This is a genomic window from Silanimonas lenta DSM 16282 (genome assembly GCF_000429065.1).
Taxonomy (GTDB): domain Bacteria; phylum Pseudomonadota; class Gammaproteobacteria; order Xanthomonadales; family Xanthomonadaceae; genus Silanimonas; species Silanimonas lenta.
In genome coordinates this window covers 84,976-107,917 of sequence record NZ_KE386844.1, presented here as the reverse complement: position 1 = coordinate 107,917, position 22,942 = coordinate 84,976, and the positions used below count along the sequence as shown (strand labels likewise).

Here is a 22,942-nt window from a genome sequence, read left to right as displayed (position 1 = left end):
CTTGCGAGGGCCTGGCCGGACGCTTCCCGGCCGGGGCGGGAGCGGCGACAATCGGGCTCTCTCCCGCTGCCATGGAAGCTGCCGCCGGCGATGCAGGCCTACGTCTACAAGTCGACCCGCAAGGCCGAGACCTACGTCTACCTGCGCGAGCGCGAGGCCTTCGAGCTCCTGCCGCCGGCCCTGCGGGCGCAGCTCGGGGGGCTGCAGTTCGTGCTCGAGGTGGCGCTGACGCCGGAGCGGCGGCTGGCCCGCGAGGATGCAGCGACCGTGCGGCGCAACCTGGCCAGCGCCGGCTTCCATCTGCAGTTGCCCCCGCCTCCGGCGGAGGGGCCCGTGGATGCCTGAGCCGCCCTCGCCCCTGCGCCGCGGTCTGGCCCTCCTTCTGCTGTTCGCCGGCCTCGGGCTAGCCGTCCTGCCTGCGGCCTGGCCGCTTGGCCTGGCGGCGATCGCCGGGCCCTGGCTCGCCCAGCCCTTGTTCGCCCTCGGTCTTGCCCTCCTCGCCCCGGCACCGGAGGCGCCGGGGCGGCGCCTGTGGTGGCGCGATGGCCTGGCCCTGCTCATGCTCTGGGGGCTGACCCTCGGCCTTCTGGGCCTCGGCTTCGCCTGGCCCTACAGCGGGCTTGCCCAGACCGGCAGCCTGAGGGCGGCCCTTGGGCTTGGCGCGGTGGTTGGGCTGGCCTGGGTGGTGCTGTGGCGGCAATGGCCCCTGTTTGCCCAGGCCGGTCGGCAGGGCGGCGGGCTTTCGGCCCTGGCTGCGGCGCCGCCGGGCACCTGGGCGCCGCTGCGTGGCCTGCTGCTGGGCCTCGCGGTGCTGTTCGCCGGCCTTGGCGCTTGGCTGCTGGTCTGGCCCCCTGCCGGCCTCTCGCCCGGATGGCTGGCCGTGCCCTATGCCCTGGGCGCGCTGGCCTGTCACGCCGCCCTGCAGTGGAAAGGCGAGCCGCCGGCACCGCCGCCGCTGCCTGCCGAGCCGGCGCCGGTGGTGGCCGGGGCGGAGCTGCCGGCCTTCGAGCCCGCCGATCCCGAGGCCGATCTCTATGCCCATGCCCGGGCCGGCCGGGTCGAGGCCGCCCTGGCCGCCCTCGAGGCCGGTGCCGACCCCGAGGCCCTGCCCGAGCCTGGTGCCCCGGACCAGCGCAGCCTGCCCATGCTGGCCGCCCTGCTGCCCGACCTGCGCCTGCTGCGCGCCCTGATCGCCCGCGGCGTCGACCTCAACCGGGCGCATGCCGGCCTCACCCCACTGCTCGCCGCCACCCGCGATTCCTGGCATGGCCGCTTCGATGCCGTGGCCATGCTGCTCGCCAACGGCGCCGATCCCAGGATTGCCGACCGCGACGGCAACACCCCGCTGCACCATGCCGCCCGCAGCACCGACCCGGCGGTGGCCGCCCAGCTGCTCGATGCCGGGGCCGATCTTGCTGCGCTCAACCACGAGGGCCAGCCGCCGCTCGCCCTGGCCCTGGCCTCGGGCAACTGGCGGGTGGCCCGTTTCCTGCTGGAGCGCGGGGCGCGGCCGGAGCTGCCGGAGGCCCCGCCGGCCCTGCTGGCCGCGGCCTCCGGCGAGGACGACGATCCGGCGGGCGTGCAGCTCCTGCTCAGGCACCGGGCGAAGGTGGATGCCCGTGATGCTCGCGGCCGCACGGCCCTGCTCGAGGCCATCGCCGCCGGCCATGCCGCGATCGCCGAGGCCCTGCTGGATGCCGGGGCCTCGGTGACCCTGGCCGATGGCGAGGGCCGGAATGCCCTGCTCGAAGCCGCCGCCTCGCCCAATCCGGCCCTGTTGCCCCTGGTGCTGGCCCGCCGGCCCGACCCCGCCAGCACCGACCTCGGCGGCCGCAATGCCCTCGCCCTGGCCTGTGAGGCCGGGGTGGAGCCGGCCCGCCTGCGGGCACTGATCGATTACGGGGTCGATCCCCAGGCCCGCGACGCCGCCGGCCGCCGGCCGCTCGACCATGCCATCGGCGCCGGCCGCTGGCCGCTGGTGGCCGTACTCGACCCCGATTACCCGCTGCCCGCCGGCCTTGCCGGGGCGGGCGGGCCCGGCGCCTTGCGGCCTGCCCGCGAGCGCCTGCGCGAGGCGCTCGTCCGGCAGGAGTTCGATGCCGCGCTGGCCGTGCTCGGGGCCGAGGACGCCCCTTCGCCCCTGGCCCTGTCGATGCTGCTGCTCGATTTCGCCGAACCCGGGGGCGAGGCGGCCTTCGCCTGGCTGCTCACCTTCGGTGCCAGCCTCGACCACCGCCCGGCCGGGATGGACAGCGTCGGCCTTCTGCTGCTCGACCGCGGCCTCGAGGCGGCCCCGGCCCTGCGTCTTGCCTTGGAGCACGGGCAGTGCCCGCAGGGCGCCGGCGCCCTCGCGCGCTGGCTCGCTGCCACCGCCCGCGAGCCGCGCCTGGCCGGCGAACTCGCCCTCGCCCTGCTCGAGCGGGGGGTCGATCCCTTCGGTGCCGGCCCCGCCGGCGAGACCGCCCTCGGCCTCGCCGTCGAAACCGGGCAGACGCGCCTGCTGGAGGCTTTGCTCGCCCGTGGTCTCGACCCCAATGCCCGCGATGCCCGCGGCACCACGCCCCTGCACCATGCCGTGGCGCGCGGCGACGAGGCGGCCATCCGCCGGCTGGTGGCCCATGGCGCCTCGGCCGAGGCCCGTGCCGCCGATGGCCAGACGCCGAAGGGCGCGGCCCTGGCCCGGGGCCGGCGCGACCTCGCCGAATGGCTGGACTGGGGCCCCTGGCCCCTGCCAGGGCGGCCTTTGCGCCCCGGCGATCTTCCCGCCGCGGCCATGGCCGGCGATTTCGCCGCCGTGGTGCGGCTCATCGCCCTCGGGCTGCCGGTGGACGGCACCGATGCCCAGGGCTGCACCGCCCTGCTGCGGGCGGCCGGCGGCGGCCACCTCGCCCTGGTGGAGCACCTGCTGGGCCTGGGCGCCGACCCGGCGCGGGCGGCGCGGACCGGCGCCACCCCGCTCTCGGCGGCGATCAGCATGCGCCATGCAGCGGTGGTCGACCGCCTGCTCGTCGCCGGTGCCGACCCGGAACAGGCCATGCCCGGCGGCATCACCCCGCTGATGCTGGCCGCCGCCCTCGGCCTGCCCGATCTCGCCGCGCGCCTGTTGCGCGCCGGCGCCAGGGTCGAGGCCCGCGATGCCCAAGGACTCACCCCGTTGCACTGCGCCGCCCTGTTCGGTTTCGCCTCGCGCGACCACGCCCGTGTGCTGGCCCTGTTCGACACCCTGCTGCTCGCCGATGCCGACCCGGAGCTCAGCAGCAACGCCGAGCAGACCCCGCTGCTGCTGCTGCTCGGCGCTCGCGCCGAGCCCGGCGCCGGCTACGACGAGACGGTGCTGCTGGCCGGCCTCGACCGACTGCTGGCCGAGGGCGTCTCGCTCGCCCAGGCCGAGCACCGCGGCCTGACCGCCCTGCACCTCGCCGCCCTGCACGGCATGGGGCGCATCGTCGAGCGCCTCTTGCGCGAGGGTGCCGACCCGGCGGCCCGCGACCGCCTCGGCCGCACCCCGCAGGACCTCGCCCTGATCCGCGGCTTCGTCGATATCGCCGCACTGTTCCCCTCGCGCCCGTCCATGCCGTGGCCGGTGGGAGGGCGGGCGGGTTCCGAAGCCGCCCGGCCACCGCCCCCGGCAGGCGAGGCCGCTACGCGCCCGCCCTCGCTGGCCCGCCTGCTCAGGCCGCGCGACCCCTGACGCCGGCGCAGGGCGGCGGAAACGCCGAGGCCCCGCGATGCGGGGCCTCGGTGCGTGAGAATGGCCGGGCGAAGCCCGTCGGCGGGCGCCTAGCCCCCGTCCTGGCGAGCTTCAGCGCTTCATGAAATTGAAGAACTCGTCGTTCGACTTGGTGTTCTTCATCTTGTCGAGCAGGAACTCCATCGCGGCGAGCTCGTCCATCGGGTGCAGAAGCTTGCGCAGGATCCAGATCTTCTGCAGCGTGTCCGGCTCGATCAGCAGCTCTTCGCGGCGGGTGCCGGAGCGGTTGATGTTGATGGCAGGATAGACGCGCTTCTCGGTGATGCGGCGGTCGAGGTGCACCTCGGAGTTGCCGGTGCCCTTGAACTCCTCGTAGATCACCTCGTCCATCTTGCTGCCAGTGTCGATCAGCGCGGTGGCGATGATGGTCAGCGAGCCGCCTTCCTCCACCTTGCGCGCGGCGCCGAAGAAGCGCTTCGGGCGGTGCAGGGCGTTGGCGTCCACGCCGCCGGTCAGCACCTTGCCAGAGCTCGGCACCACGGTGTTGTAGGCGCGGGCGAGGCGGGTGATCGAATCGAGCAGGATCACCACGTCGCGCTTGTGCTCGACGAGGCGCTTGGCGCGTTCGATCACCATCTCGGCCACCTGCACGTGGCGTGCGGCGGGTTCGTCGAAAGTCGAGCTGATCACCTCGCCGCGCACGGTGCGCTGCATCTCGGTCACCTCTTCCGGGCGCTCGTCGATGAGCAGCACGATCAGGTGCACGTCCGGGTGATTGGTGGTGATGGCGGTGGCGATCTGTTGCAGCATCATCGTCTTGCCGGCCTTCGGCGGCGAGACGATCAGCGAGCGTTGGCCCTTGCCCTGGGGGGCGATCAGGTCGAGCACGCGGCCGGTGATGTCCTCCGAGCTGCCGTTGCCGCGCTCGAGGCGGAAGCGCTCGCGCGGGAACAGCGGTGTGAGGTTCTCGAACAGCACCTTGCCCTTGCTGGCCTCCAGCGGCTCGCCGTTGATGGTGTCGAGCTGGTTGAGGGCAACGTAACGCTCGCCGTCCTTCGGGTTGCGGATGCGGCCGGCGATGTAGTCGCCGGTGCGCAGGTTGAAGCGGCGGATCTGGGAAGGGGAGATGTAGACGTCGTCCGGGCCGGCGAGGTAGCTCGCCTCGGCGCCGCGCAGGAAGCCGTAGCCGTCGGGCAGGATCTCCAGCACGCCATCGGCGGCCACGCCCTGCGGATGGCGCGAGAGCACCTTCAGCAACTGGAAGATCACGTCCTGCTTGCGCATGCGGGCCACGCCCTCATGCAGGTTCAGCTTCTCGGCCAGCTCCAGCAGCTTCCAGGCCGGCATCCGCTTCATTTCGGTGAGCGAGGGCACCACGAAGCCTTCGGGGAACTGGATGGCGGGGCGCGGCGGCTCGTGGCCGCCCGGGCCGGGCTCCTCGCCCTCGCCGCCCTCGACCGGGAAGCCCTGGGCGGCGCGGCGCAGCTCGCGCTGGCGCTCACGGCGCTCCTTCATGCGCTGCTTGAAGCGTTCACGGCGCGACAGGCGCGGCTCGCCACCGGCGGGGGCGGCGCTCGCGGAGGGGGCCTCGCCGCCGCGCGGAGTCTCGTCGCCGCGCGGAGCCTCGTCGCCGCCCTCGTCCTCGCTCATGGCATCGGCGATCGCTTCGCGTACGGCCTCCTGCTGGGCGGCGGGCGGCGGGCTGGTGGATGCCTCGTCCGCGGGGCCGGCGGGGACATCGTCGGGCGGGGCGGCATCGGGGCTGACATCGGCAGCCGTACGGCTGCGGGGGCGGCGCGGACGCTTTTCCGCGGCTTCGGCAGGCGCGTCGGCGCCTTCGATCTCGTTTTCAGACACAGGGAAGGTCTCGCGATTGCGAGTGGGCACACTCAGGGGATGAGCGGGAAGGGGGGCGGGAGGCGTCGCCGGTCGCGCCGCGGCCGCATCAGGGTCGCTTCGACACTACACCCGGGCCGGCGCCGGGGCAAGCCCCGGCGCGGGCGCGGTTCAGGCCGGCCGGGGCCGGCCCCGGGGGGCTTACAGGCTCTTGTCGAGGAAGGCGCTGAGCTGCGGCTTGCCCGCTAGGCCGACATGGGTGCCGGCCACCTTGCCGCCCTTGAACAGCATCAGGGTGGGGATGCCGCGCACCGCGTACTGGCGCGGGGTCTGCGGGTTCTCGTCGATGTTGAGCTTCACCACCTTCACCTTGCCGGCGTAGGTCTTGGCGACGTCGTCGAGCAGCGGGGCGATGGCCTTGCAGGGGCCGCACCACTCGGCCCAGAAGTCCACCAGCACCGGCAGCTCGCTGCCGAGCACGGCGGTGGCGAAGTCGGCGTCGCCGACGTGGGAGATCGAATCGCTCATGGGAAGTCCTCGGAAGGGCGCGGCGGTCACCGCGGCCATGGCTGTTACACTTGGGGGCCCTCGGAGCGGTACGCAACCCCGGGGTGCCGGCCGCAATCGGCCGTTGAGTGTGCGGCCGCGTGCGAAGCGGGCGCAAGACCAGACCCCGTGAGGTTCCCCGCCGGCGCGCCGCGCCGCCGTTCCACGCCAAGGATTCCATGAGCGACAAACCGCTGACCGACATCCCGCTGTCCAGCTTCGACCTCCATCCGGCCCTGATGGCCGGGCTCGAGGCGGCCGGCTTCACCCGCTGCACCCCGATCCAGGCCCTGACCTTCCCGGTGGCCCTGGCCGGCCGCGACGTCGCCGGCCAGGCCCAGACCGGCACCGGCAAGACCCTCGCCTTCCTGGTGAGCATGGTGAACCGCCTGCTCACCCGCCCGGCGCTGGCCAACCGCAAGGACAGCGATCCTCGCGCCCTGATCCTCGCCCCGACCCGCGAGCTCGCGATCCAGATCCACAAGGATGCGCTGAAGTTCGGCAGCCAGCTCGGCCTGCGCTACACCCTGGTGTACGGCGGCGTCGACTACGAGCGCCAGCGCGAGCTGCTGCAGGCCGGTACCGACGTGATCATCGCCACCCCGGGCCGCCTGATCGACTACGTGAAGCAGCACGTGGTCAGCCTGCATGCCTGCGAGGTCTGCATCCTCGACGAGGCCGACCGCATGTTCGACCTCGGCTTCATCAAGGACCTGCGCTTCCTGATGCGCCGCCTGCCGGCCCGCGAGGAGCGCCAGACCCTGCTGTTCTCGGCCACGCTCAGCCACCGCGTGCTGGAGCTCGCTTACGAACACATGAACGAGCCGGAGAAGCTGGTGGTGGAGGCCGAGACCGTCACCGCCGCCCGTGTGCGCCAGCGCATGTACTTCCCGGCCAACGAGGAGAAGATCCCGCTGCTGCTCGGCCTGCTCTCACGCAGCCCGGGCAACCGCACCATGGTGTTCGTCAATACCAAGGCCATGGTGGAGCGCGTGGCCCGCGCCCTCGAGCGCGCCGGCTACCTCGTCGGCGTGCTCTCCGGCGACGTGCCGCAGAAAAAGCGCCAGAGCCTGCTCGGCAAGTTCCAGCGCGGCGAGCTCGAGATCCTGGTGGCCACCGACGTGGCCGCCCGAGGTCTGCACATCGACGGGGTGAGCCATGTCTACAACTTCGATCTGCCCTTCGAGGCCGAGGATTACGTGCACCGCATCGGCCGCACCGCCCGCCTCGGCGCCGAGGGCGATGCCATCACCTTCGCCTGCGAGCTCTACGCCGAGCACCTGCCGGCGGTGGAGGCCTACATCGGCCAGAAGATCCCGGTCGAGCCGGTGACCACCGACCTGCTCACCCCGCTGCCGCGTCCGGAGCGCGCGCCCCTGCCCGAAGGGGCCGAGCCGGTGGAGCGGATCAGCGACATCTTCCGCGAGGCCCGCGCCGAGATGGCGGAGAAGGACGCCCGGCGTGGCCGCGGCGGGCGCGGGGGCCGCGGCGAGGGGCGGGGTGAAGGTCGGGACGGACGCGGTCCGCGGCGCGAGGGCGAGCGGGGGCCGCGGTCCGAGCGGGGCGCCCGCCCGGCGCCCGCAGATGCGCCAGCACCTCCTGGCCGTGAGTCCGCGCCGGAGGCGCTGTCGGCGACGAAGGCTCCGGTGTCTGCGCCGGCGGGCGAGACCGTGGCCGAGGGCGAGCGCCGTCGTCGCCGCCGCCGCCGCAAGCCGCGCGCCGAGCGGGCCGAGACGGCCAGCGCGCCGGCCACCGCTGCGCCGCCGGCCCCGGTCGGGGTATCGAAAGAGAGCTTCTTCGCCCGCATGGCGGCCCGAGTGAAGGGCTGGTTCGGCGGCTGACGCCCATGTCCCTGCTGCGCGTCGAAGGCGTGCACAAACGGTATCCGGGCGGGCGCACCGCGCTGGAGGACGTGAGTTTCCGCGTCGAGGCCGGCGAGATGCTGTTCCTCACCGGCCATAGCGGGGCGGGCAAGACCACCCTGCTGCGCCTGTTGCAGCTTGCCGAGCGGCCCGACCGCGGCGCGGTGCTGGTGGAGGAGCGCAATCTCGCCGCGGTGCGCGGCCGCGACGTGGCGCGTTACCGCCGTCGCCTCGGCATGGTGTTCCAGGACCACCGGCTGCTGCCGCACTGGAGCATTGCCGAGAACGTCGGCCTGCCGCTGCGCCTCGCCGGCCGTCCGGAGGCCGAGATCGCCGCCCGGGTGGGCGCGGTGCTGGAGCGGGTGGGGCTGGGCGACCGGCTTTCGGCGAAACCGCCCCAGCTCTCCACCGGCGAGCAGCAGCGCGTCGGCATCGCCCGTGCCATCGTCGCTGCGCCGGTGCTGCTGATCGCCGACGAGCCCACCGGCAACCTCGATCCACAGCTTGCCGCCGAGGTCATGCAGCTGTTCCTCGAACTGCCCGAGCAGGGCACCACGGTGCTGATCGCCAGCCACGACCTGGCGCTCATCAAGCGTACCCGGCGCCGTACCCTCGTCCTCGACCGTGGCCGTCTCATCGACGACATCGCCGCGCAGGACCTCGCCGCATGAGCGCTGATCGTCGTGCGGTATATGCCGGCAGCGGCTGGGGCGCGCGCCTGCGCAGCCACCGCCGGGCTTTCGCCGATGCCCGGGCGCGGCTGCGCGCCGCGCCGCTCGCCAGCCTCGCCACCCTCTCCGCGGTGGCGCTCGCCCTGCTGCTGCCTTTGCTGTTCGGGCTGGGGCTGGCTAACGCCCTGCGTTTCGCCGGCCACCTCGCCGCCTCCGGCGAGATTGCGGTTTTTCTCGCGCCCGGTACCACGGCCGATGAGGCGGAGGCCCTGGCTCGGCGGCTGCGCGAGCGCGGCGACGTGGTGGCGGTGCAGGTCCGCACGCCGGAGGAGGGACTGGCCGAGTTCCGCCAGATGAGTGATCTTGCCGGCGCGCTCGAGCTGCTCGAGGGCAATCCGTTGCCTTTCGTGCTGCTGCTCTCGCCCGCGGGCGAGGCGGACTCGCTCGTCGCGGCCCTGGCCACCGAGCCGGGCGTGGAGGGCGTGCATCACGATGCCGCCTGGCGGGCCCGGCTCGAGGCCTGGCTCGGCCTCGGCCGCCGGCTGGTCGCGGTGCTGGCCCTGCTGCTCGCCGCCGGCGCCCTGCTGGTGGTGGGCAACACGGTGCGCCTCGACCTTGCCGCGCGCCGCGACGAGATCGAACTGATGCAACTGCTTGGTGCCGAGGACGCCGATATCCGCCGCCCCATGCTCTGGTTCGGCCTGTTGCTCGGCCTGCTCTCCGGGGCGCTGGCCCTGACGGGAGCGCTGGCGGTGGGGGCCGTGCTGTGGCCGGTCATCGCCGGACTCGCCGCCACCTATGCCGGCGGCTTTGCCCCGGCCGGCCCGGGGCTTGCCGGCGTGGCCGGCGTGCTGGCCGCCGCCGCGGCGCTGGGCTGGCTTGGCGCGCGAGTGGCGGCGGGCCATTATCTGCGAACCTCGCGTCCGCCCCCCGCATGATGAGCAGTCCCGCCTTCCGTACCTTCGACAGCCAGTCACCGCGCATCCTCGTGGTGGACGGCTCCAAGGTCGTGCGCAAGATGATCGAGGGCGTGCTAAAGCAGCAGCTGCCGCAGGCCGAGGTCATCCTCTGCGAGACCGGGGCCGAGGCCCAGGAGGCGCTGCAGCAGGGGGCCATCAACCTCGTCAGCACCGCCCTGCGCCTGCCCGACATGGATGGCCTCGAGCTCGCCCGCTATCTGCGCGAGCACACCCCGCAGGCCTACATCCCGATCATCGTCGTCTCCGGTGACGTGCAGGACCGGCTCGAGACCCGCGCCATCACCGACGATGTCACCGACTATTTCGACAAGTCGCTCGGCTTCACCGCGCTCGCTGCCTTCATCAAGGGCTATGTGGCCCCCGAGGGCGCGCCGGGTGGCGAGGTGCTCTACGTCGAGGACAGCAAGGTGGTGGCGGTGGCCACCCGCCGCATGCTGGAGAAGCATGGCCTCAAGGTGGCGCACTGCAGCGGCGTGGAGGACGCTATCGCCTGGCTGGAGTCCGCCCTCACCCAGGGCCGGGTACCGGGCGTCGATGTGGTGCTCACCGATGTCTATCTGAAGGGCGAACTGACCGGGAAGGACCTGGTCAAGGCCATCCGCAACGACTTCGGCTATCCCAAGGGCCAGCTGCCGGTGCTGGTGATGACCGGCGACGCCAACCCCGCGAACCAGACCGAGCTGCTGCGTGCCGGCGCCAACGACCTCGTGCTGAAACCGATCGAGGAGCGGCTCCTCGTGACCAAGCTGCTGTTCCAGCTGCGCGTGGGGCGGATGCTGCGCGAGCGCCACGGGCATGGCTGAGGCCGCACGCGGCGTCGCGGCCACCGCGCCGGGCGCTCCCGGCATCCAGCTCGAGGCCTCCTGGCGCGCCCGTGTCGGCGATTACCTCCTGCGCGAGGACATGCGCGCGCTGGCTGCTTTCCTGCGCGCCGAGAAGGCCGCCGGCAAGGCCATCTACCCGCCGGGCCGGCAGATGTTCGCCGCCCTCGACGCCGTGCCCTTCGAGGCGGTGAAGGTGGTGATCCTCGGCCAGGACCCCTACCACGGCCCGGGCCAGGCCCACGGGCTCAGCTTCTCGGTGCCCCCGGGCGTACCGATCCCGCCCTCGCTGCTCAACATCTTCAAGGAGATCGAACGCGACCTCGGCCTGCCGGTGCCGCGCCATGGCTGCCTTGCCCACTGGGCGGCGCAGGGCGTGCTGCTGCTCAACGCCGTGCTCAGCGTCGAGGCCGGGAAGGCGGGCAGCCATGCCGGCCGCGGCTGGGAGGGCTTCACCGACGCCGTGATCGAGGCGCTCTCCCGCGAGCGCGAGGGCCTCGTGTTCCTGCTCTGGGGCAGCTACGCGCAGAAGAAGGGCGAGCTGATCGACCGCCAGCGCCACTGCGTGCTGAAGGCCCCGCATCCCTCGCCGCTCTCGGCCCACCGCGGGTTCTTCGGCTGCGGGCACTTCGGCAAGGCGAACCGCTGGCTGCAGGGCCGGGGCCTGGCGCCGATCGACTGGTCCCTGCCCGCCGCTGGCTGAGGGCTTCGCCGGGCGTCTCTCCGGCCTGGGAGACGCCTTCGGGCCCCGGCCGTTGCCCGGCTGGAACACAGCGGAACTTTTCCGGGCTTTAGCACTCTCAGTGGCCGAGTGCTAAATTCACCCCATGACCCTTCCGAGGGAGCCCGGAATGACCACTGCCCTGACCACTGCCAATTTCCCCGTGCCCAGCGCGCTCGGCTCGCTGGAGGCCTATGTGGCGGCCGTGCACCAGATCCCCGTGCTCAGCGCCGAGGAAGAGCAGACGCTGGCGCGCCGCCTGCGCGACGAGGGCGACCTCGAAGCCGCCAAGGCCCTCGTGCTCTCCCATCTGCGCTTCGTCGTCCATGTCGCCCGCGGCTACCAGGGCTATGGCCTTGGCATGGGCGATCTGGTGCAGGAAGGCAACATCGGCCTGATGAAGGCGGTGAAGCGCTTCGACCCCGACATGGGGGTGCGCCTCGTCAGCTTCGCCGTGCACTGGATCCGCGCCGAGATCCACGAGTTCATCCTCAAGAACTGGCGCATCGTCAAGGTGGCCACCACCAAGGCGCAGCGCAAGCTGTTCTTCAACCTGCGCAAGGCCAAGACCCGGCTGGGCTGGATGAATGCCGCCGAGGTGGCCGCGGTGGCGCGGGACCTCAACGTCTCGGAGCGCGAGGTGCTGGAGATGGAATCGCGGCTGGCCGGCCGCGACATCGGCTTCGACGCCCCGGCCGACGAGGACGAGGAGCACGGGCCGCCGGCGCCGATCGCCTATCTCGAGCAGGCCGATGCCGATCCGGCGGCCCGTTTCGAGCGCGAGAACCACGAGGAAAAGCAGCTCGACGCCCTGGCCGAGGGCCTGGAGCGCCTCGACGCGCGTTCGCGCGCCATCCTCGAGCGCCGCTTCCTCGCCGAGGAGAAGGCCACCCTGCAGGAGCTGGCCGCCGAGTACGGCGTGTCGGCCGAGCGCGTGCGCCAGATCGAGGCCAATGCCCTGAAGAAGATGCGCGGCCTGCTGCTGGCCTGAGCGAGGGTCTCTCGCCGCCCGCCCACCACCGACGGCGCCCCTGGGGGCGCCGTCGCCGTTTCCGCCGCCGGCGCTGCTAGCATGCGGGCCTTCCCCCCTCGCCTATCAAGGAGCTGCCGATGAACACTCCCGCCCCGACTGCCGCCAGGCCGCGCAGGCTCTGGCCCTGGGTCCTTGGCGGCTGCCTCGTGCTGGTGCTGCTGGCCGTGGCCGCCCTGGTGGCCCTGGGCTGGTTCGGCATGAAGATGGTGGGCGAGACGACCCGCCAGGCCGTGGCCGAGGTGCCGCTGGTGCAGGAACACTTCGGCCGGGTGGAGGATGTCGGCATGGATTTCGGCGGCATCGTGGAGGCCGGCCAGGCCGGGCAGCAGGCCATGGTGTTCCGCCTGCGCGGCGAGAAGGGCGAAGGCCGCCTCGTGATCACCACCGATCCGGCGAGCGGCGAGTTCCGCTCGGCCACCCTCACCCTGCCGAACGGCGAGGTGCACGAGCTCGACCAGCGCACCCTGGAGCAGCTCAAGGCCCTGCAGGGCGGCGGCCTGCCGCCCGGCTGAGGCCGGGCGTCGGCGTCAGTAGAGGTCGATCGGGTCGATATCGATCGACCAGCGCACCCGCCGCGCCTCCGGCAGCGCGTACCAGCCCGGCATGGCGCGGGCGAGGGCGGCCTGCAGCGCCTCGCGGCGGCCGGCGCGCAGCAGCAGCTGCATCCGCGCCAGGCCGGCGCGGCGCGCCATCGGCGCCGGCAGCGGGCCGGCCCAGCCGAGGCCGTCCGGCGTCTCGCTGCCGGCCACGGCCCGCAGATGGTCCCGGGCCGCCTCGAGGAAGGCCGAGGCGGCGCTGGCCTCGCGTGCCTCGGCGCGCAGCAGGGCCCAGTGGGCGAAGGGCGGTAGGGCGGCGGCCTCGCGCTCGGCCAGCAGGGTGGCGGCCAGGGCCGCATAGCCGCCGGAGAGCAGCAGGGCGAGCCAGGGGTGCTCCGGGTGATGGGTCTGCAGCAGCAGCTGCCCTGGGCGGTCGGCGCGTCCCGCGCGCCCGGCCACCTGCACCAGCAGCTGGCCCAGGCGCTCGCCGGCACGGAAGTCGGCGGAGAACAGGCTCTCGTCCAGCGAGACCACCGCGGCCAGGGTGAGCCGCGGCAGGTCGTGGCCCTTGGCCAGCATCTGGGTGCCGACATAGATGCCAGGACCTCCGCCGAGCTCGGCGAGCTTCTTCGCCAGCCCGTTCTTCACTGCCGTGGTGTCGCGGTCCACGCGCACGATGCGGGCCTCGGGGAAACGCGCGGCCAGCGCCTCCTCGAGGCGTTCGGTGCCCTGGCCCTGCGGCTGCAGGGCGAGGCTGCCGCAGTCCGGGCAGGCCAGCGGCCGCGCTGCCCGGTGCCCGCAGTGGTGGCAGACGAGGCGGCGGCCGCCGGCATGCACGGTGAGCGGGGCGTCGCAGCGCGGGCAGGGCGTGCTCCAGCCGCAGTCGTGGCAGAGCAGCACCGGGGCATAGCCGCGGCGGTTGCGGAACACCAGGGCCTGCTCACCGCGCGCCAGGGTGGCCTCGATCGCATCCAGCAGCTCGCCCGAGAGCCCGGCCTCGAGCCGCCGCTTGCGCAGGTCGAGCACCCGCACCGTCGGCGCGCTGGCCCCGGGCCGGGCACGTTGCGGCAGCCCGTGGCGCTGCAGCCGGCCGGTCTGCACCCCGCGCAGGCTCTCCAGGGACGGGGTGGCGCTGCCGAGCAGCACCGGCACCCCGAGCTGCCGGCCGCGGAACAGGGCGAGGTCGCGGGCGTGGTAGCGGATGCCGTCCTGCTGCTTGTAGCTGGTGTCGTGTTCCTCGTCGACCACGATCAGCCCGGCCTCGGGCAGGGGGGTGAACACCGCCGAGCGGGTGCCCACCAGCACCCGGCCTTCGCCACGGCGCATCGCCGTCCAGGCGCGGGCCCGCTCGCCGTCGGCGAGCCCGGAGTGCAGGGCCTGCACCGGCACCGGCAGGCCGCGCTGCAGGCGGGCGATGGTCTGGGCGGTGAGGCCGATCTCGGGCACCAGCAGCAGGGCCTGGCGGCCCTCGGCCAGGCAGCGGCGAATCAGTTCGAGATAGACCTCGGTCTTGCCCGAACCGGTCACGCCGTCGAGCAGGTGGGCGGTGAAACCGGGCTGGGCGCGCACCGCCTCCACCACCGCCTGCTGCGCGGCATTGAGCGGGGGCGTGCCGGCCACCGGCAGCGGCGCCAGGGCGGCCTCGGTCCGTTCGGCCAAGCCACGGGCGGCGAGGCGGCGGGCGGCCTCGCGCCAGCCGGGCAGGCGGGCGTCGAGCGCGGCCTCGGCCAGACCGCCGGCCTCGGCCAGCACCAAGGCCAGCGCGCGCGGCCGCCCTTCGCGCAGGGTACCGAGCGCCTGCCGGCCGGCCTCGGTCAGGCGCCAGCCGCGGTGCCGGGGCTCGGGCAGGGGCTCGCCCGCGCGCAGCGGGCCGGGCAGGGCGGTGGCCCAGACCTCGCCGAACGGGGCGTGGTAGTAGCGGCTGGCGAAGCGCAGGCAGGCCTCCAGCTCCGGGGTGAGCAGGGGCGCGGCATCCAGGCGCTCCAGCACCGGCCGCAGCCGGCGGGGGGCGTCGGCCGCGCCGGCCTCGCCCAGGCCCACCACCGGCGCCACCTCGCTCCCGCGGCCCAGGGGTACCCGGACCCGGCAGCCGATCCAGCCGGCATCGGCCACCTGCCCGGGCGGGGGCAGGTAGTCGAAGGGCCGGGGCAGGGGGCGGGGCAGGGCCACCTGCAGGGTGAGCTCGGGCATTCCCGCAGTGTAGCCGCGCCTGCCCCGGCCCCGGGGCCTGCCACCGCGGGCTTGCGGCATGGAGTTCGCCCCGCCGGCAGGAATGCGCCCCAAGCGCCTGATTCCCAATGCCCGGGGGCCTTATCCACATCTCCTGTGGATAAGACTGTGGAAGGGCTTTGGGCGGGAACTGCGCAGGCCGCGTCCCACGCGGCTTCTTCATGCCTTGATGATTTTTTAGTCAAACTGAAATAGGCCTTCAGAATCAATCACTTGCCTTTGTCAACCGGGGCGGGGGCGGTGGTGTCGCGCGGCTGAACCGCAGTGCAACGCGGCCTCGGGCGGGGTGTGCACAAGTGCAGCCGCCGGGAGCCCAGAAAAGACGCGGGGGAGCCTCGCCTGCCGGCGCTGTCAACCGTCTGCCCGGGGCGATCCGTGGTGCCCGTCACGGCCTTGCGGTGGGCGGCAAAACGTGACGCCGGCGGCCTGTCTGCCTAGACTGCCGGCCGTGAGCCCTTCCCGCCCCACGGCCCTCGCCGCCTTCCTCCGCAGCATCGAGCCCCGGGCCCGGGTACTGGCGCTGGCGCAGGCCGGCCCGGCGCTCGAGGTCGAGGCCCTGCTGGCGGAGCTCAGGCAGGCCTTCGGCGAACGGGCGCCCCGGCTGCCGCTGGCCGAGTGGCCCCTGCGTTACTGGGGCCTGCTGCTGGCCCGCGAGGCGCTGATGGATCCGCCTGCCGGCCGCCTCGATCATCCGCTCTACCTGCTCTCCCCCACCCGGCGCCTCGCCCTGCTGCTGCGTCTGGTGGTCGGCCTCGAGCCGGCCGGCGCGGCCCGGGTGATGGGGCTTTCGGCCGAAGCCTTCTCCACCCTGCTTGCCGATGCCGAGGAGAAGCTGGCCGTGGCCGGCGTGGGGCCAGCGGTGCTGCTGCGCTGGCAGGAGGAGTTCCAGGCCGCGGTGCGGGAGGCGGCCGCTCCGGCCCCGTCGGCCGGGCCCGTGCCGCCGCCCGCCCGCCCACCCGGCGCGCGCCGCCTGCCTGGCCTGTCCGGCGGCTGGCGCGGCTGGCGGCCGGGGCCCCTGCAGGTCGGCCTCGGTCTCGTGGCCCTGCTGCTGCTGGCCGTGCTGGTGGCCACCTTCGTCTGGCCGCCCGGCCCGATGGCGCCGGCGTCCCCTGCCGCCAGCCCGGAGGCCGCGCCGGCCGCCCTGGCCCCCGCGGCCCCGGCTGCGCCACGTCGCCAGCTCGATGCCGAACTGCCGCTGGATCCGGATTTCGCCCTGCTCGCCGAACCCGCGGCCTCGCCCTGGCGCGAGGACCTCGGTTTCCTCGCCTGGTGGGTGGCCCAGCAGGGCCGCCTGCCGCCGCCCCCGCCGTCCGCTGCGCCGCCCCCGGCCGACTGGAGCGGCCTGCCGGCCGAGGCCCGCCGCCTCCTGGCCCCCCTGCAGGCCGCCTGGCCGGCGCTCGAGCCGGAGGCGCGGGCGGGCCTGCTGGCGAATGTCGAGCGCTGGCAGGGGGCCGAGGCCGGGCAGCGCACGGCCTGGGTGGCGGCCTATGCCGAGTGGCTGGCCCTGCCGGCCCAGGAGCGCTCGCAGCGCCGGGCGGCCTACGCCCGCTGGCGCAGCCTCGATGCGGTGGAGCGCGACGCTCTCACGGCCGCCGCGGCGCGCTTTGCCGCCCTGCCCGAGGCGGAGCGCCAGGCCCTGCGCGAGCGCTTTACCGCCCTCGACGAGGCGGCGCGGAGCGACTGGGCGCTGGGGCCGCGTCTCGGCGCCCAGCTGCCGGCCCTAAGGCCGCTGTTCGCCTTCCTGCCGGCCGGTGAGCAGGCGGCCCTGCTCGAGGCCCTGGATGCCCTCGACGAGGCGCAGCGGCAGCGGCTCGGTGCCCGGGTGGCGGCGATGGGCGTGGCCGAGCGCGCGGCCCTGCGCGGCCGGGTGCTGGCGGCCGAGCCGGAGGCGCGGGCGGCCCTGCTGGCCGAGGCGGCGGGCCCCTGAGGACCCGCCTGGGCCTCAAAGCCAGACGAGGGCTACGAGCAGGGCGGCGCCGGCCACCAGCGACAGCAGGATCGCCTCGGCCGCGCCAAGCAGAAGGAACTTGGCGCTGGTCATGAGCCAGCCCTGGCGGTACACCCGCTGCAGCAGCAGCCACAGATAGGCCGGGATCCACAGCCAGAGCAGGCCCTGCAGCCAGGCGAGCGGGCGCGCCAGCCAGAGCAGTCCGTCCGCCAGGCCCTCCAGCACCGAGAGTCCGACCAGCAGCAGGCCGGTGGCGCAGAGGAAGGCGTGGCCATGCAGGGAGACCACGAGGTGCTCCATGTAGAGCCGGCGCGTGAACAGGTACAGGCCCTTCAGCAGCAGGGCGAACACCGGGACGAGGACGAAGACCGCACTCGGCAGGGCCGAGTAGAAGGCCTTGTTCAGCAGCCCGGGATCCTCGCGGATGCGCTTCCAGTTCTTCGGCAGGTGGCCGATCTGTGCGTTGAGCCAGCGGTTCCCGACCTCCGGCAGCCAGCCGACCACCAGCGGGTTGTCGGTGGCGTGCCAGGGCTGGCCGTTGAAGTTGATGACCGGCTCGTCGTCGTCCTCGGGCAGCGTGAGCCCGAGGCCCGGCGCGCTGTGTCCGGGCCGCGCCTGCGATTCGGCCATGTCCATCACCGCGTCCATGCCGGGCATCCGCGCGGTCTCGGCGCGGCCCTTGGCGATCCCGGCCAGCTTGGCGTCGTGCCGCGCGATCACCGCCGCCTCGGTGTCGAGGGCCGCGTAGGCGTCGCGGGTGGTGTCGGCGATCTGCACCTCGCCGTCGCCGCTGCCGATGTCGAAGGCCGGCGTGGCGAGGCCGGCGGCGAAGAAGGTGGCGATGCACAGGAACACGAACAGGCGCACCGGCGAGACGTAGCGTGCCCGGCGCCCGGCAAGGTATTCGGTGCTGAGCCATCCGGGCCGGAACAGCAGGGCGGGCAGGGTGCGCAGGAGCCGGCTGTCCAGTTCGAACAGGCTATCGAGGGCATCGCCGAGCAGGCGGGCCATGGGACGCACCAGGCCCTGCGCCGCCTGGCCGCAGGCATGGCAGTGCTCGCCCAGCAGGGGCACGCCGCAGTTGCGGCAGAAGGCGTCGCGGCGACCGGCCATGGGAGTGGCGGGAGGGATGGCCATGGCAGGCTCCGGTGGGCGACCTCGCGACTATAGTAGGCGCCCGCTCTTCCGGTGCCCTGCCATGCCCCATGCCGAATCGCCCCGCGCGCGCCTCTGGCGCGAGGTGCGGGCGACCACCCTGCTTTCCGCCCCGCTGGTGGTAGGGCAGCTGAGCTCGATGGGCATGAACGTGGTCGATACCTGGCTCGCCGGCCGGCACGGCACCCAGACCCTGGCGGCGATCGGCGTCGGCGCCCCGGCCTGGTCGGTGGTGATCCTGCTCTGCATCGGCGTGCTGATGGCAGTGCCGCCCTCGGTGGCCCAGCTCGACGGCGCCGGGCGCCGCGCCGAGATCGGCCCGCTGTTCCGCCAGGCCCTGTGGCTGGCCCTGGCCCTCGGCCTCGCGCTGTTCCTGGTGATCCGCACGGCCCCGCGGGTGCTGGCCGGCTTCATCGCCCCGGAGGTGATGCCCGGGGTGGCCGGCTTCCTCACCGGCATCGGCTGGGGCGCGCCGGCGCTCGCCTTCTATTTCTGCCTGCGCTACCTCGCCGAGGGCGTGGCCTGGACCGTGCCGACCATGGCGATCGGCGCCGGCGGCCTTGCCCTGCTGCTGCCGGTGGGATGGGGGCTGATGGAGGGCTGGGGGCCGGTGCCCGGCCTCGGCGCCTACGGCCTCGGCCTCGCCACCGCCCTCGTGCTCTGGACCCAGGTAGCCTGCTTCGTCCTCGTGCTCGCCCGCTCGCGGCGCTGCGCCGATCTCGCCCTGTTCGCCCGCTTCGAGCGTCCGGACCCGCGGGCCATCGGGGCGCTCCTGCGCCTTGGCGTGCCGATGGGCATCGCCATCTTCATGGAGGGCAGCCTGTTCGTGGCCACCGCCCTGCTGATCGCCACCCTCGGCACCACCGCGATTGCCGCCCACCAGGTGGCCATCCTCGCCGCCTCGGCCACCTTCATGGTGCCGCTCGGCGTGGCCATGGGCACCACCGTGCGGGTGGGGCAGGCCAAGGGCGCCGGCGACCCCGAGGGCGTGCGCTGGGCGGCGCGCGCCGGCTGGACGGTGGGCGTGGCCACCCAGACCCTCTCCGCCCTGCTGCTGGCCTTAGGCGGGGCCTGGATCGCCGCGCTGTTCACCCGCGATCCTGCGGTGGTGGCGCTGGCCGCCACCCTGATGCTGTTCGCTGCGGTGTTCCAGTACACCGACGGCCTGCAGGCGATCTCGGCCGGCGCCCTGCGCGGCCTGAAGGACACCCGCATCCCGGCCTGGATCACTGTGCTGAGCTACTGGGGCCTCGGCCTGCCGGTGGCGATCGGTCTGGGCGGCATCGGCGCCGAGGGCGGCGCGCGCATCGTGTTCGGCCTCGGCTGGGGCCCCACCGGCTACTGGACCGGGCTGATCGTCGGCCTCTCGGCGGCCGCCGTGCTGCTCACCTGGCGCTTCCTCACGCGTTCTTCCCGTGACCTTCGGGCGGTGACCGCGGCCACGCCGAGCGGGTAAGGTCAGGGCCTCGTCTTTCGGAGACCCCCCATGGCCCAGACCCCGCGCCCCGGCCCCCTGCGCCGCCTCTTCGGCGGCCTGTGGGCGGCCCTCGATTTCAGCCGCCGCCTCGTCTTCAACCTGCTCTTCCTCGCCCTGCTGCTGTTCGTGCTGGCGGCCATCCTGGGTGGGCCGAAGCTAAAGCCGCTGGAAGAGAAGACCGCCCTGGTGCTCGACCTCGACGCCCGCCTCGTCGAGCAGCGCACCGGCTCGCCGCTCGACCGCCTCACCGGCCAGCTCACCGGCGACGGCCCCGGCACCGAGGTGCAGCTGCGCGACCTGCTGCGTGCCATCGAGGCGGCCCGGGACGACAAGCGCATCGAGCGCATCGTGCTGCGCACCGACGGCTTCTCCGCCAGCGGCCTTGCCGCCCTGCGCGAGCTGGCCGCGGCGATCCGCCAGTTCCGCGAGAGCGGCAAGCAGGTGGTGGCCTGGGGCACCGGCTTCGACCAGGTGAGCTACTACCTCGCCGCCCAGGCCGACGAGGTCTACATGGACGAGGAGGGCCTGGTGCTGATCGAGGGCCTCGGCCGCTACCGCCCCTACTACCGCGAGCTTCTGCAGGACAAGCTCGGCATCGACGTGCACCTGTTCCGCGTGGGCGAGTACAAGAGTGCCGCCGAGCCCTACATCCTCGACGGCAGCTCGAAGGAGGCCAAGGAGGCCGACCTCTACTGGATGGGCGATCTGTGGCAGCGCTACCTCGAGGACGTGAGCCGTGCCCGCGGCCTTGCCGAAGGCCAGCTCGCCGCCCTCGTCAATGGCATCGGCGCGCGGCTGAAGGCCGTGGGCGGCGATTTTGCCAGGCTGGCCCTCGAGGAGAAGCTGATCGACGGCACCCTGACCGAGGAGGCGCTCGAGACCCTGCTCGCCGAGCGCGGCGCCGCCGATGACGAAGCCGGCTTCCGCCAGGTCGATCTCGACGGCTACCTTGCCCGCCTCGGCCCGGCCAAGGCCCCCAGCGCCGCCGCGCCCGGCATCGGCGTGGTGGTGGCCCAGGGCCCGATCACCTTCGGCGAGCAGCCGCCCGGCACCATCGGTGGCGAGAGCACCTCGGCCCTGCTGCGCAAGGCCCGCGAGGACGAGGCGATCAAGGCCGTGGTGCTGCGCGTCGATTCCCCCGGCGGCGGCGTCTTCCCCTCCGAGCAGATCCGCCGCGAAGTGGTGGCCCTGCGCGAGGCCGGCAAGCCGGTGGTGGTCTCGATGGCCAATGTGGCGGCCTCGGGCGGCTACTGGATCTCGATGGACGCCGACGCGATCTATGCCGACCCGTCCACCATCACCGGCTCGATCGGCATCTTCGGCCTCTTCCTCAACGGCCCGCGGGCGCTGGAGAAGATCGGCGTGCGCACCGACGGCGTGGGCACCACGCCGCTCGCCGGCGCCTTCGACCCGACCCGGCCGCTGGCGCCGGAAGTGGGCGAGCTCATCCAGGCGGTGATCGACCGCGGCTACCGCCAGTTCATCGGCAAGGTGGCCGAGGCCCGCGAGGCCGAGGTGGAGGCCATCGACCGGGTGGCCCGCGGCCGGGTGTGGAGCGGCGCGCAGGCGAAGGAATTCGGCCTGGTGGACGAGCTCGGCGGCCTGCGCGAGGCCATCGCCCGGGCCGGCGAACTCGCCAAGCTCGAGGCCCCGGCCGTGACCTACGTCGAGCGCGAGCTCTCGCCCTTCGAACAGGCCATCGCCAACCTGAACCGCAATGCCGCCGGCCGCGCCCTGCTCGGTCTTGCCGGCCCTGCGCTGGGTCTGCTCGGCGAGCGCCAGGCGGCGCAGGTGCAGGACGAACTCCGCTTCCTGCTCGACGCCCGAGGCCGTCCGCTGCGCGCCGTGGCCCACTGCTTCTGCGGCCTTTGAGCACGATGGCGACGCCCCTGCGCTGGCGTCTCGACGGCCAGGTGGCCCTGGTCACCGGCGCCAGCGCCGGCATCGGCCGCGCCACCGCCGCCGAGCTGCTCGGCCTCGGCGCCACCGTGCTGGCCTGTGCCCGCGACCCCGGCCCCCTCGAGGCCGCGGCCGCCGAATGGCGCGAGGACCAGCCCGGCGCCGAGGTGCACGTGCTGGCCTGCGACGTGGCCGATCCTGCCGGGCGCGAGCGCCTGTTCGACTGGATCGAGGGCCTCGGCCTCGGGCTTTCGATCCTCGTCAACAACGTCGGCACCAACCAGCGCCGCGCCACCATCGATTACGACGAGGCCGAGTGGCGCGCCATCTTCGAGACCAACCTGTTCTCGGCCTTCGAGCTCTGCCGCGGCGCCTACCCGCTGCTGCGGCAGCACGCCAGCGCGTCCATCGTCAACGTCGGCTCGGTCTCCGGCGCCACCCACGTGCGCACCGGCTCGCCCTACGGCGCCAGCAAGGCGGCCCTGCACCAGCTCACCCGCAATCTCGCCGCCGAGTGGGCCGCCGAGGGCATCCGCGTGAACGCCGTGCTGCCCTGGTACATCCGCACCCGCCGCACCTCGCCCACGCTCGCCGACCCCGACTACCTCGAGGCGGTGCTGGAGCGCACGCCCATGGGGCGCATCGGCGAGCCGGAGGAAGTGGCTGCGGCCATCGCCTTCCTCTGCCTGCCGGCCGCGAGCTACGTCACCGGGCAGTGCCTCGCAGTGGACGGCGGCTTCCTTCACTACGGCTTCTGAGCCCGGGGAGAGGGCGTCCGGGCAGCGGCCTGCCCCTGCCTCGTGCCTCCGCGGGCTCAGCCCCCGCAGTCGGATTCGAGCACCGCGCGGGCGCGGTCGCGCTCGCGCCGCCGCTCGGCGGCCGTATCGCTGAAGGCCTGGCGCAGGGCCGATTCCGCCACGTCCAGGCGTTCCTTCCAGGCCGCGCAGGCCGCCTCGCCGCTCAGCTCCACGCAGGGGTCCTCCACCCAGCGGCACAGCGTGGCCGCGGCGGGCGGGGCGCGCGAGAGGTCCACCCCGAGCACCGAGAGCGGCACGCAGCGCGGCTGCGGGTCGTAGGCATCGACGAGGCGGTCCTTGCCGTTGAGATCGGTGCAGCGCCACAGCGGCGGCGGCATCGACAGGGGCCGGGGCGCGGCGGGTTCGGCGGGGCCGAACTCGATGCGCGGGGGGCTGCCCCCGGCGTCGGCGGCGGTGGTGGAGGGGGGCGCGGTGGGACTGGCTGCGCTGGCCGGGGGCTCCGCTGCGCCCGCACCGGTTCCGCCCTGCGTCGGGGCCGCTGCCGGCGCCTCTGCCGGTGCCGCGGGTGGGGCGAAGGCGGCGATCTCGCGCCGCTCGCTGCGGTGCCCGGCAGGGCAGGGGGCGTCCTGCAGGGCCACCGCGCCCTGCGGCGAGGTGCAGCGGTAGACCACCCCGGGTGCGCGCTCCGCGGCTGCGGCGGGCAGCACGCAGGCAAGGAGCGGGGCCAGCAGCCGCGCCGGCCAGCGGCGGCGCAGTGTCGGGGCGGGGGCCATCCCGGG

General features: G+C 74.0%; 18 protein-coding genes. 13 read left to right on the top strand and 5 right to left on the bottom strand.

The genetic code is table 11. The features are described from left to right. The first annotated feature begins 90 nt into the window (after window positions 1-90). Window positions 91-345: a YcgL domain-containing protein gene (locus G408_RS0109225; RefSeq protein WP_028770850.1), complete on the top strand. Its 255-nt coding sequence runs from the start codon at window positions 91-93 to the stop codon at window positions 343-345. Next, complete coding sequence (locus G408_RS14035; RefSeq protein ID WP_084628178.1) at window positions 338-3,691, top strand: ankyrin repeat domain-containing protein; 3,354 nt, start codon at window positions 338-340, stop codon at window positions 3,689-3,691. Before G408_RS0109225 ends, G408_RS14035 begins: the two co-directional genes overlap by 8 nt. A gap of 111 nt (window positions 3,692-3,802) precedes the next feature. Here the strand turns inward: G408_RS14035 and rho are convergent, their stop codons facing one another. After that, the gene (gene rho, locus G408_RS0109215) at window positions 3,803-5,548 is read right to left on the bottom strand and encodes a transcription termination factor Rho (protein ID WP_028770849.1); all 1,746 of its coding nucleotides are present in this window, start codon (window positions 5,546-5,548) and stop codon (window positions 3,803-3,805) included. A gap of 180 nt (window positions 5,549-5,728) precedes the next feature. Beyond that, window positions 5,729-6,055, bottom strand: a complete 327-nt coding sequence (trxA, locus tag G408_RS0109210; protein WP_028770848.1) for a thioredoxin — start codon at window positions 6,053-6,055, stop codon at window positions 5,729-5,731. Between the two features lie 197 nt (window positions 6,056-6,252). On the opposite strand from trxA, the gene rhlB reads away from it, so the two are divergent. From rhlB to G408_RS14025, 7 genes are all read left to right on the top strand, one after another. Further along, window positions 6,253-7,914 (top strand): ATP-dependent RNA helicase RhlB, encoded by a 1,662-nt coding sequence (gene rhlB, locus G408_RS14030; protein WP_051282834.1) that lies wholly within the window; start codon window positions 6,253-6,255, stop codon window positions 7,912-7,914. Window positions 7,915-7,919: 5 nt separating this feature from the next. Beyond that, a complete protein-coding gene (ftsE, locus tag G408_RS0109200) occupies window positions 7,920-8,606 on the top strand; it encodes a cell division ATP-binding protein FtsE (RefSeq protein ID WP_028770847.1) in 687 nt (228 codons plus the stop codon). Continuing rightward, complete coding sequence (locus tag G408_RS0109195; RefSeq protein ID WP_028770846.1) at window positions 8,603-9,544, top strand: cell division protein FtsX; 942 nt, start codon at window positions 8,603-8,605, stop codon at window positions 9,542-9,544. Before ftsE ends, G408_RS0109195 begins: the two co-directional genes overlap by 4 nt. Further along, entirely contained in the window at window positions 9,544-10,389 is an 846-nt protein-coding gene (locus tag G408_RS0109190; protein ID WP_028770845.1) for a response regulator, read from the top strand. Before G408_RS0109195 ends, G408_RS0109190 begins: the two co-directional genes overlap by 1 nt. Beyond that, window positions 10,382-11,110: a uracil-DNA glycosylase gene (ung, locus tag G408_RS0109185; protein WP_051282833.1), complete on the top strand. Its 729-nt coding sequence runs from the start codon at window positions 10,382-10,384 to the stop codon at window positions 11,108-11,110. Before G408_RS0109190 ends, ung begins: the two co-directional genes overlap by 8 nt. Before the next feature lie 148 nt (window positions 11,111-11,258). Beyond that, window positions 11,259-12,119 carry an RNA polymerase sigma factor RpoH gene (gene rpoH, locus G408_RS0109180; protein WP_028770843.1) on the top strand — a complete coding sequence of 287 codons (861 nt, stop codon included), beginning with the start codon at window positions 11,259-11,261 and terminating at the stop codon, window positions 12,117-12,119. A 119-nt stretch (window positions 12,120-12,238) separates the two neighbouring features. After that, entirely contained in the window at window positions 12,239-12,673 is a 435-nt protein-coding gene (locus tag G408_RS14025; RefSeq protein ID WP_037412895.1) for a hypothetical protein, read from the top strand. A gap of 15 nt (window positions 12,674-12,688) precedes the next feature. On the opposite strand, the gene G408_RS0109170 is transcribed toward G408_RS14025, so the two are convergent. Next, a complete protein-coding gene (locus tag G408_RS0109170) occupies window positions 12,689-14,887 on the bottom strand; it encodes a primosomal protein N' (RefSeq protein WP_028770842.1) in 2,199 nt (732 codons plus the stop codon). A gap of 487 nt (window positions 14,888-15,374) precedes the next feature. Between G408_RS0109170 and G408_RS15685 the strand changes: the two genes are divergently transcribed. Beyond that, entirely contained in the window at window positions 15,375-16,853 is a 1,479-nt protein-coding gene (locus tag G408_RS15685; RefSeq protein ID WP_051282832.1) for a DUF3106 domain-containing protein, read from the top strand. A 15-nt stretch (window positions 16,854-16,868) separates the two neighbouring features. Here the strand turns inward: G408_RS15685 and G408_RS0109160 are convergent, their stop codons facing one another. After that, the gene (locus G408_RS0109160) at window positions 16,869-18,011 is read right to left on the bottom strand and encodes a DUF3667 domain-containing protein (protein ID WP_084628177.1); all 1,143 of its coding nucleotides are present in this window, start codon (window positions 18,009-18,011) and stop codon (window positions 16,869-16,871) included. Between the two features lie 61 nt (window positions 18,012-18,072). On the opposite strand from G408_RS0109160, the gene G408_RS0109155 reads away from it, so the two are divergent. Genes G408_RS0109155 through G408_RS0109145 form a run of 3 tightly spaced genes read left to right on the top strand, consistent with a single transcriptional unit; the run spans window position 18,073 to window position 22,163 of the window. Continuing rightward, the gene (locus G408_RS0109155) at window positions 18,073-19,485 is read left to right on the top strand and encodes an MATE family efflux transporter (protein ID WP_028770840.1); all 1,413 of its coding nucleotides are present in this window, start codon (window positions 18,073-18,075) and stop codon (window positions 19,483-19,485) included. Window positions 19,486-19,515: 30 nt separating this feature from the next. Beyond that, the gene (gene sppA / locus G408_RS0109150) at window positions 19,516-21,378 is read left to right on the top strand and encodes a signal peptide peptidase SppA (protein WP_028770839.1); all 1,863 of its coding nucleotides are present in this window, start codon (window positions 19,516-19,518) and stop codon (window positions 21,376-21,378) included. A 5-nt stretch (window positions 21,379-21,383) separates the two neighbouring features. Beyond that, a complete protein-coding gene (locus G408_RS0109145) occupies window positions 21,384-22,163 on the top strand; it encodes an SDR family oxidoreductase (RefSeq protein ID WP_037412893.1) in 780 nt (259 codons plus the stop codon). 56 nt (window positions 22,164-22,219) lie between these two features. Here the strand turns inward: G408_RS0109145 and G408_RS0109140 are convergent, their stop codons facing one another. Beyond that, window positions 22,220-22,936 carry a hypothetical protein gene (locus tag G408_RS0109140; RefSeq protein WP_028770837.1) on the bottom strand — a complete coding sequence of 239 codons (717 nt, stop codon included), beginning with the start codon at window positions 22,934-22,936 and terminating at the stop codon, window positions 22,220-22,222. Between the last annotated feature and the right edge of the window lie 6 nt (window positions 22,937-22,942).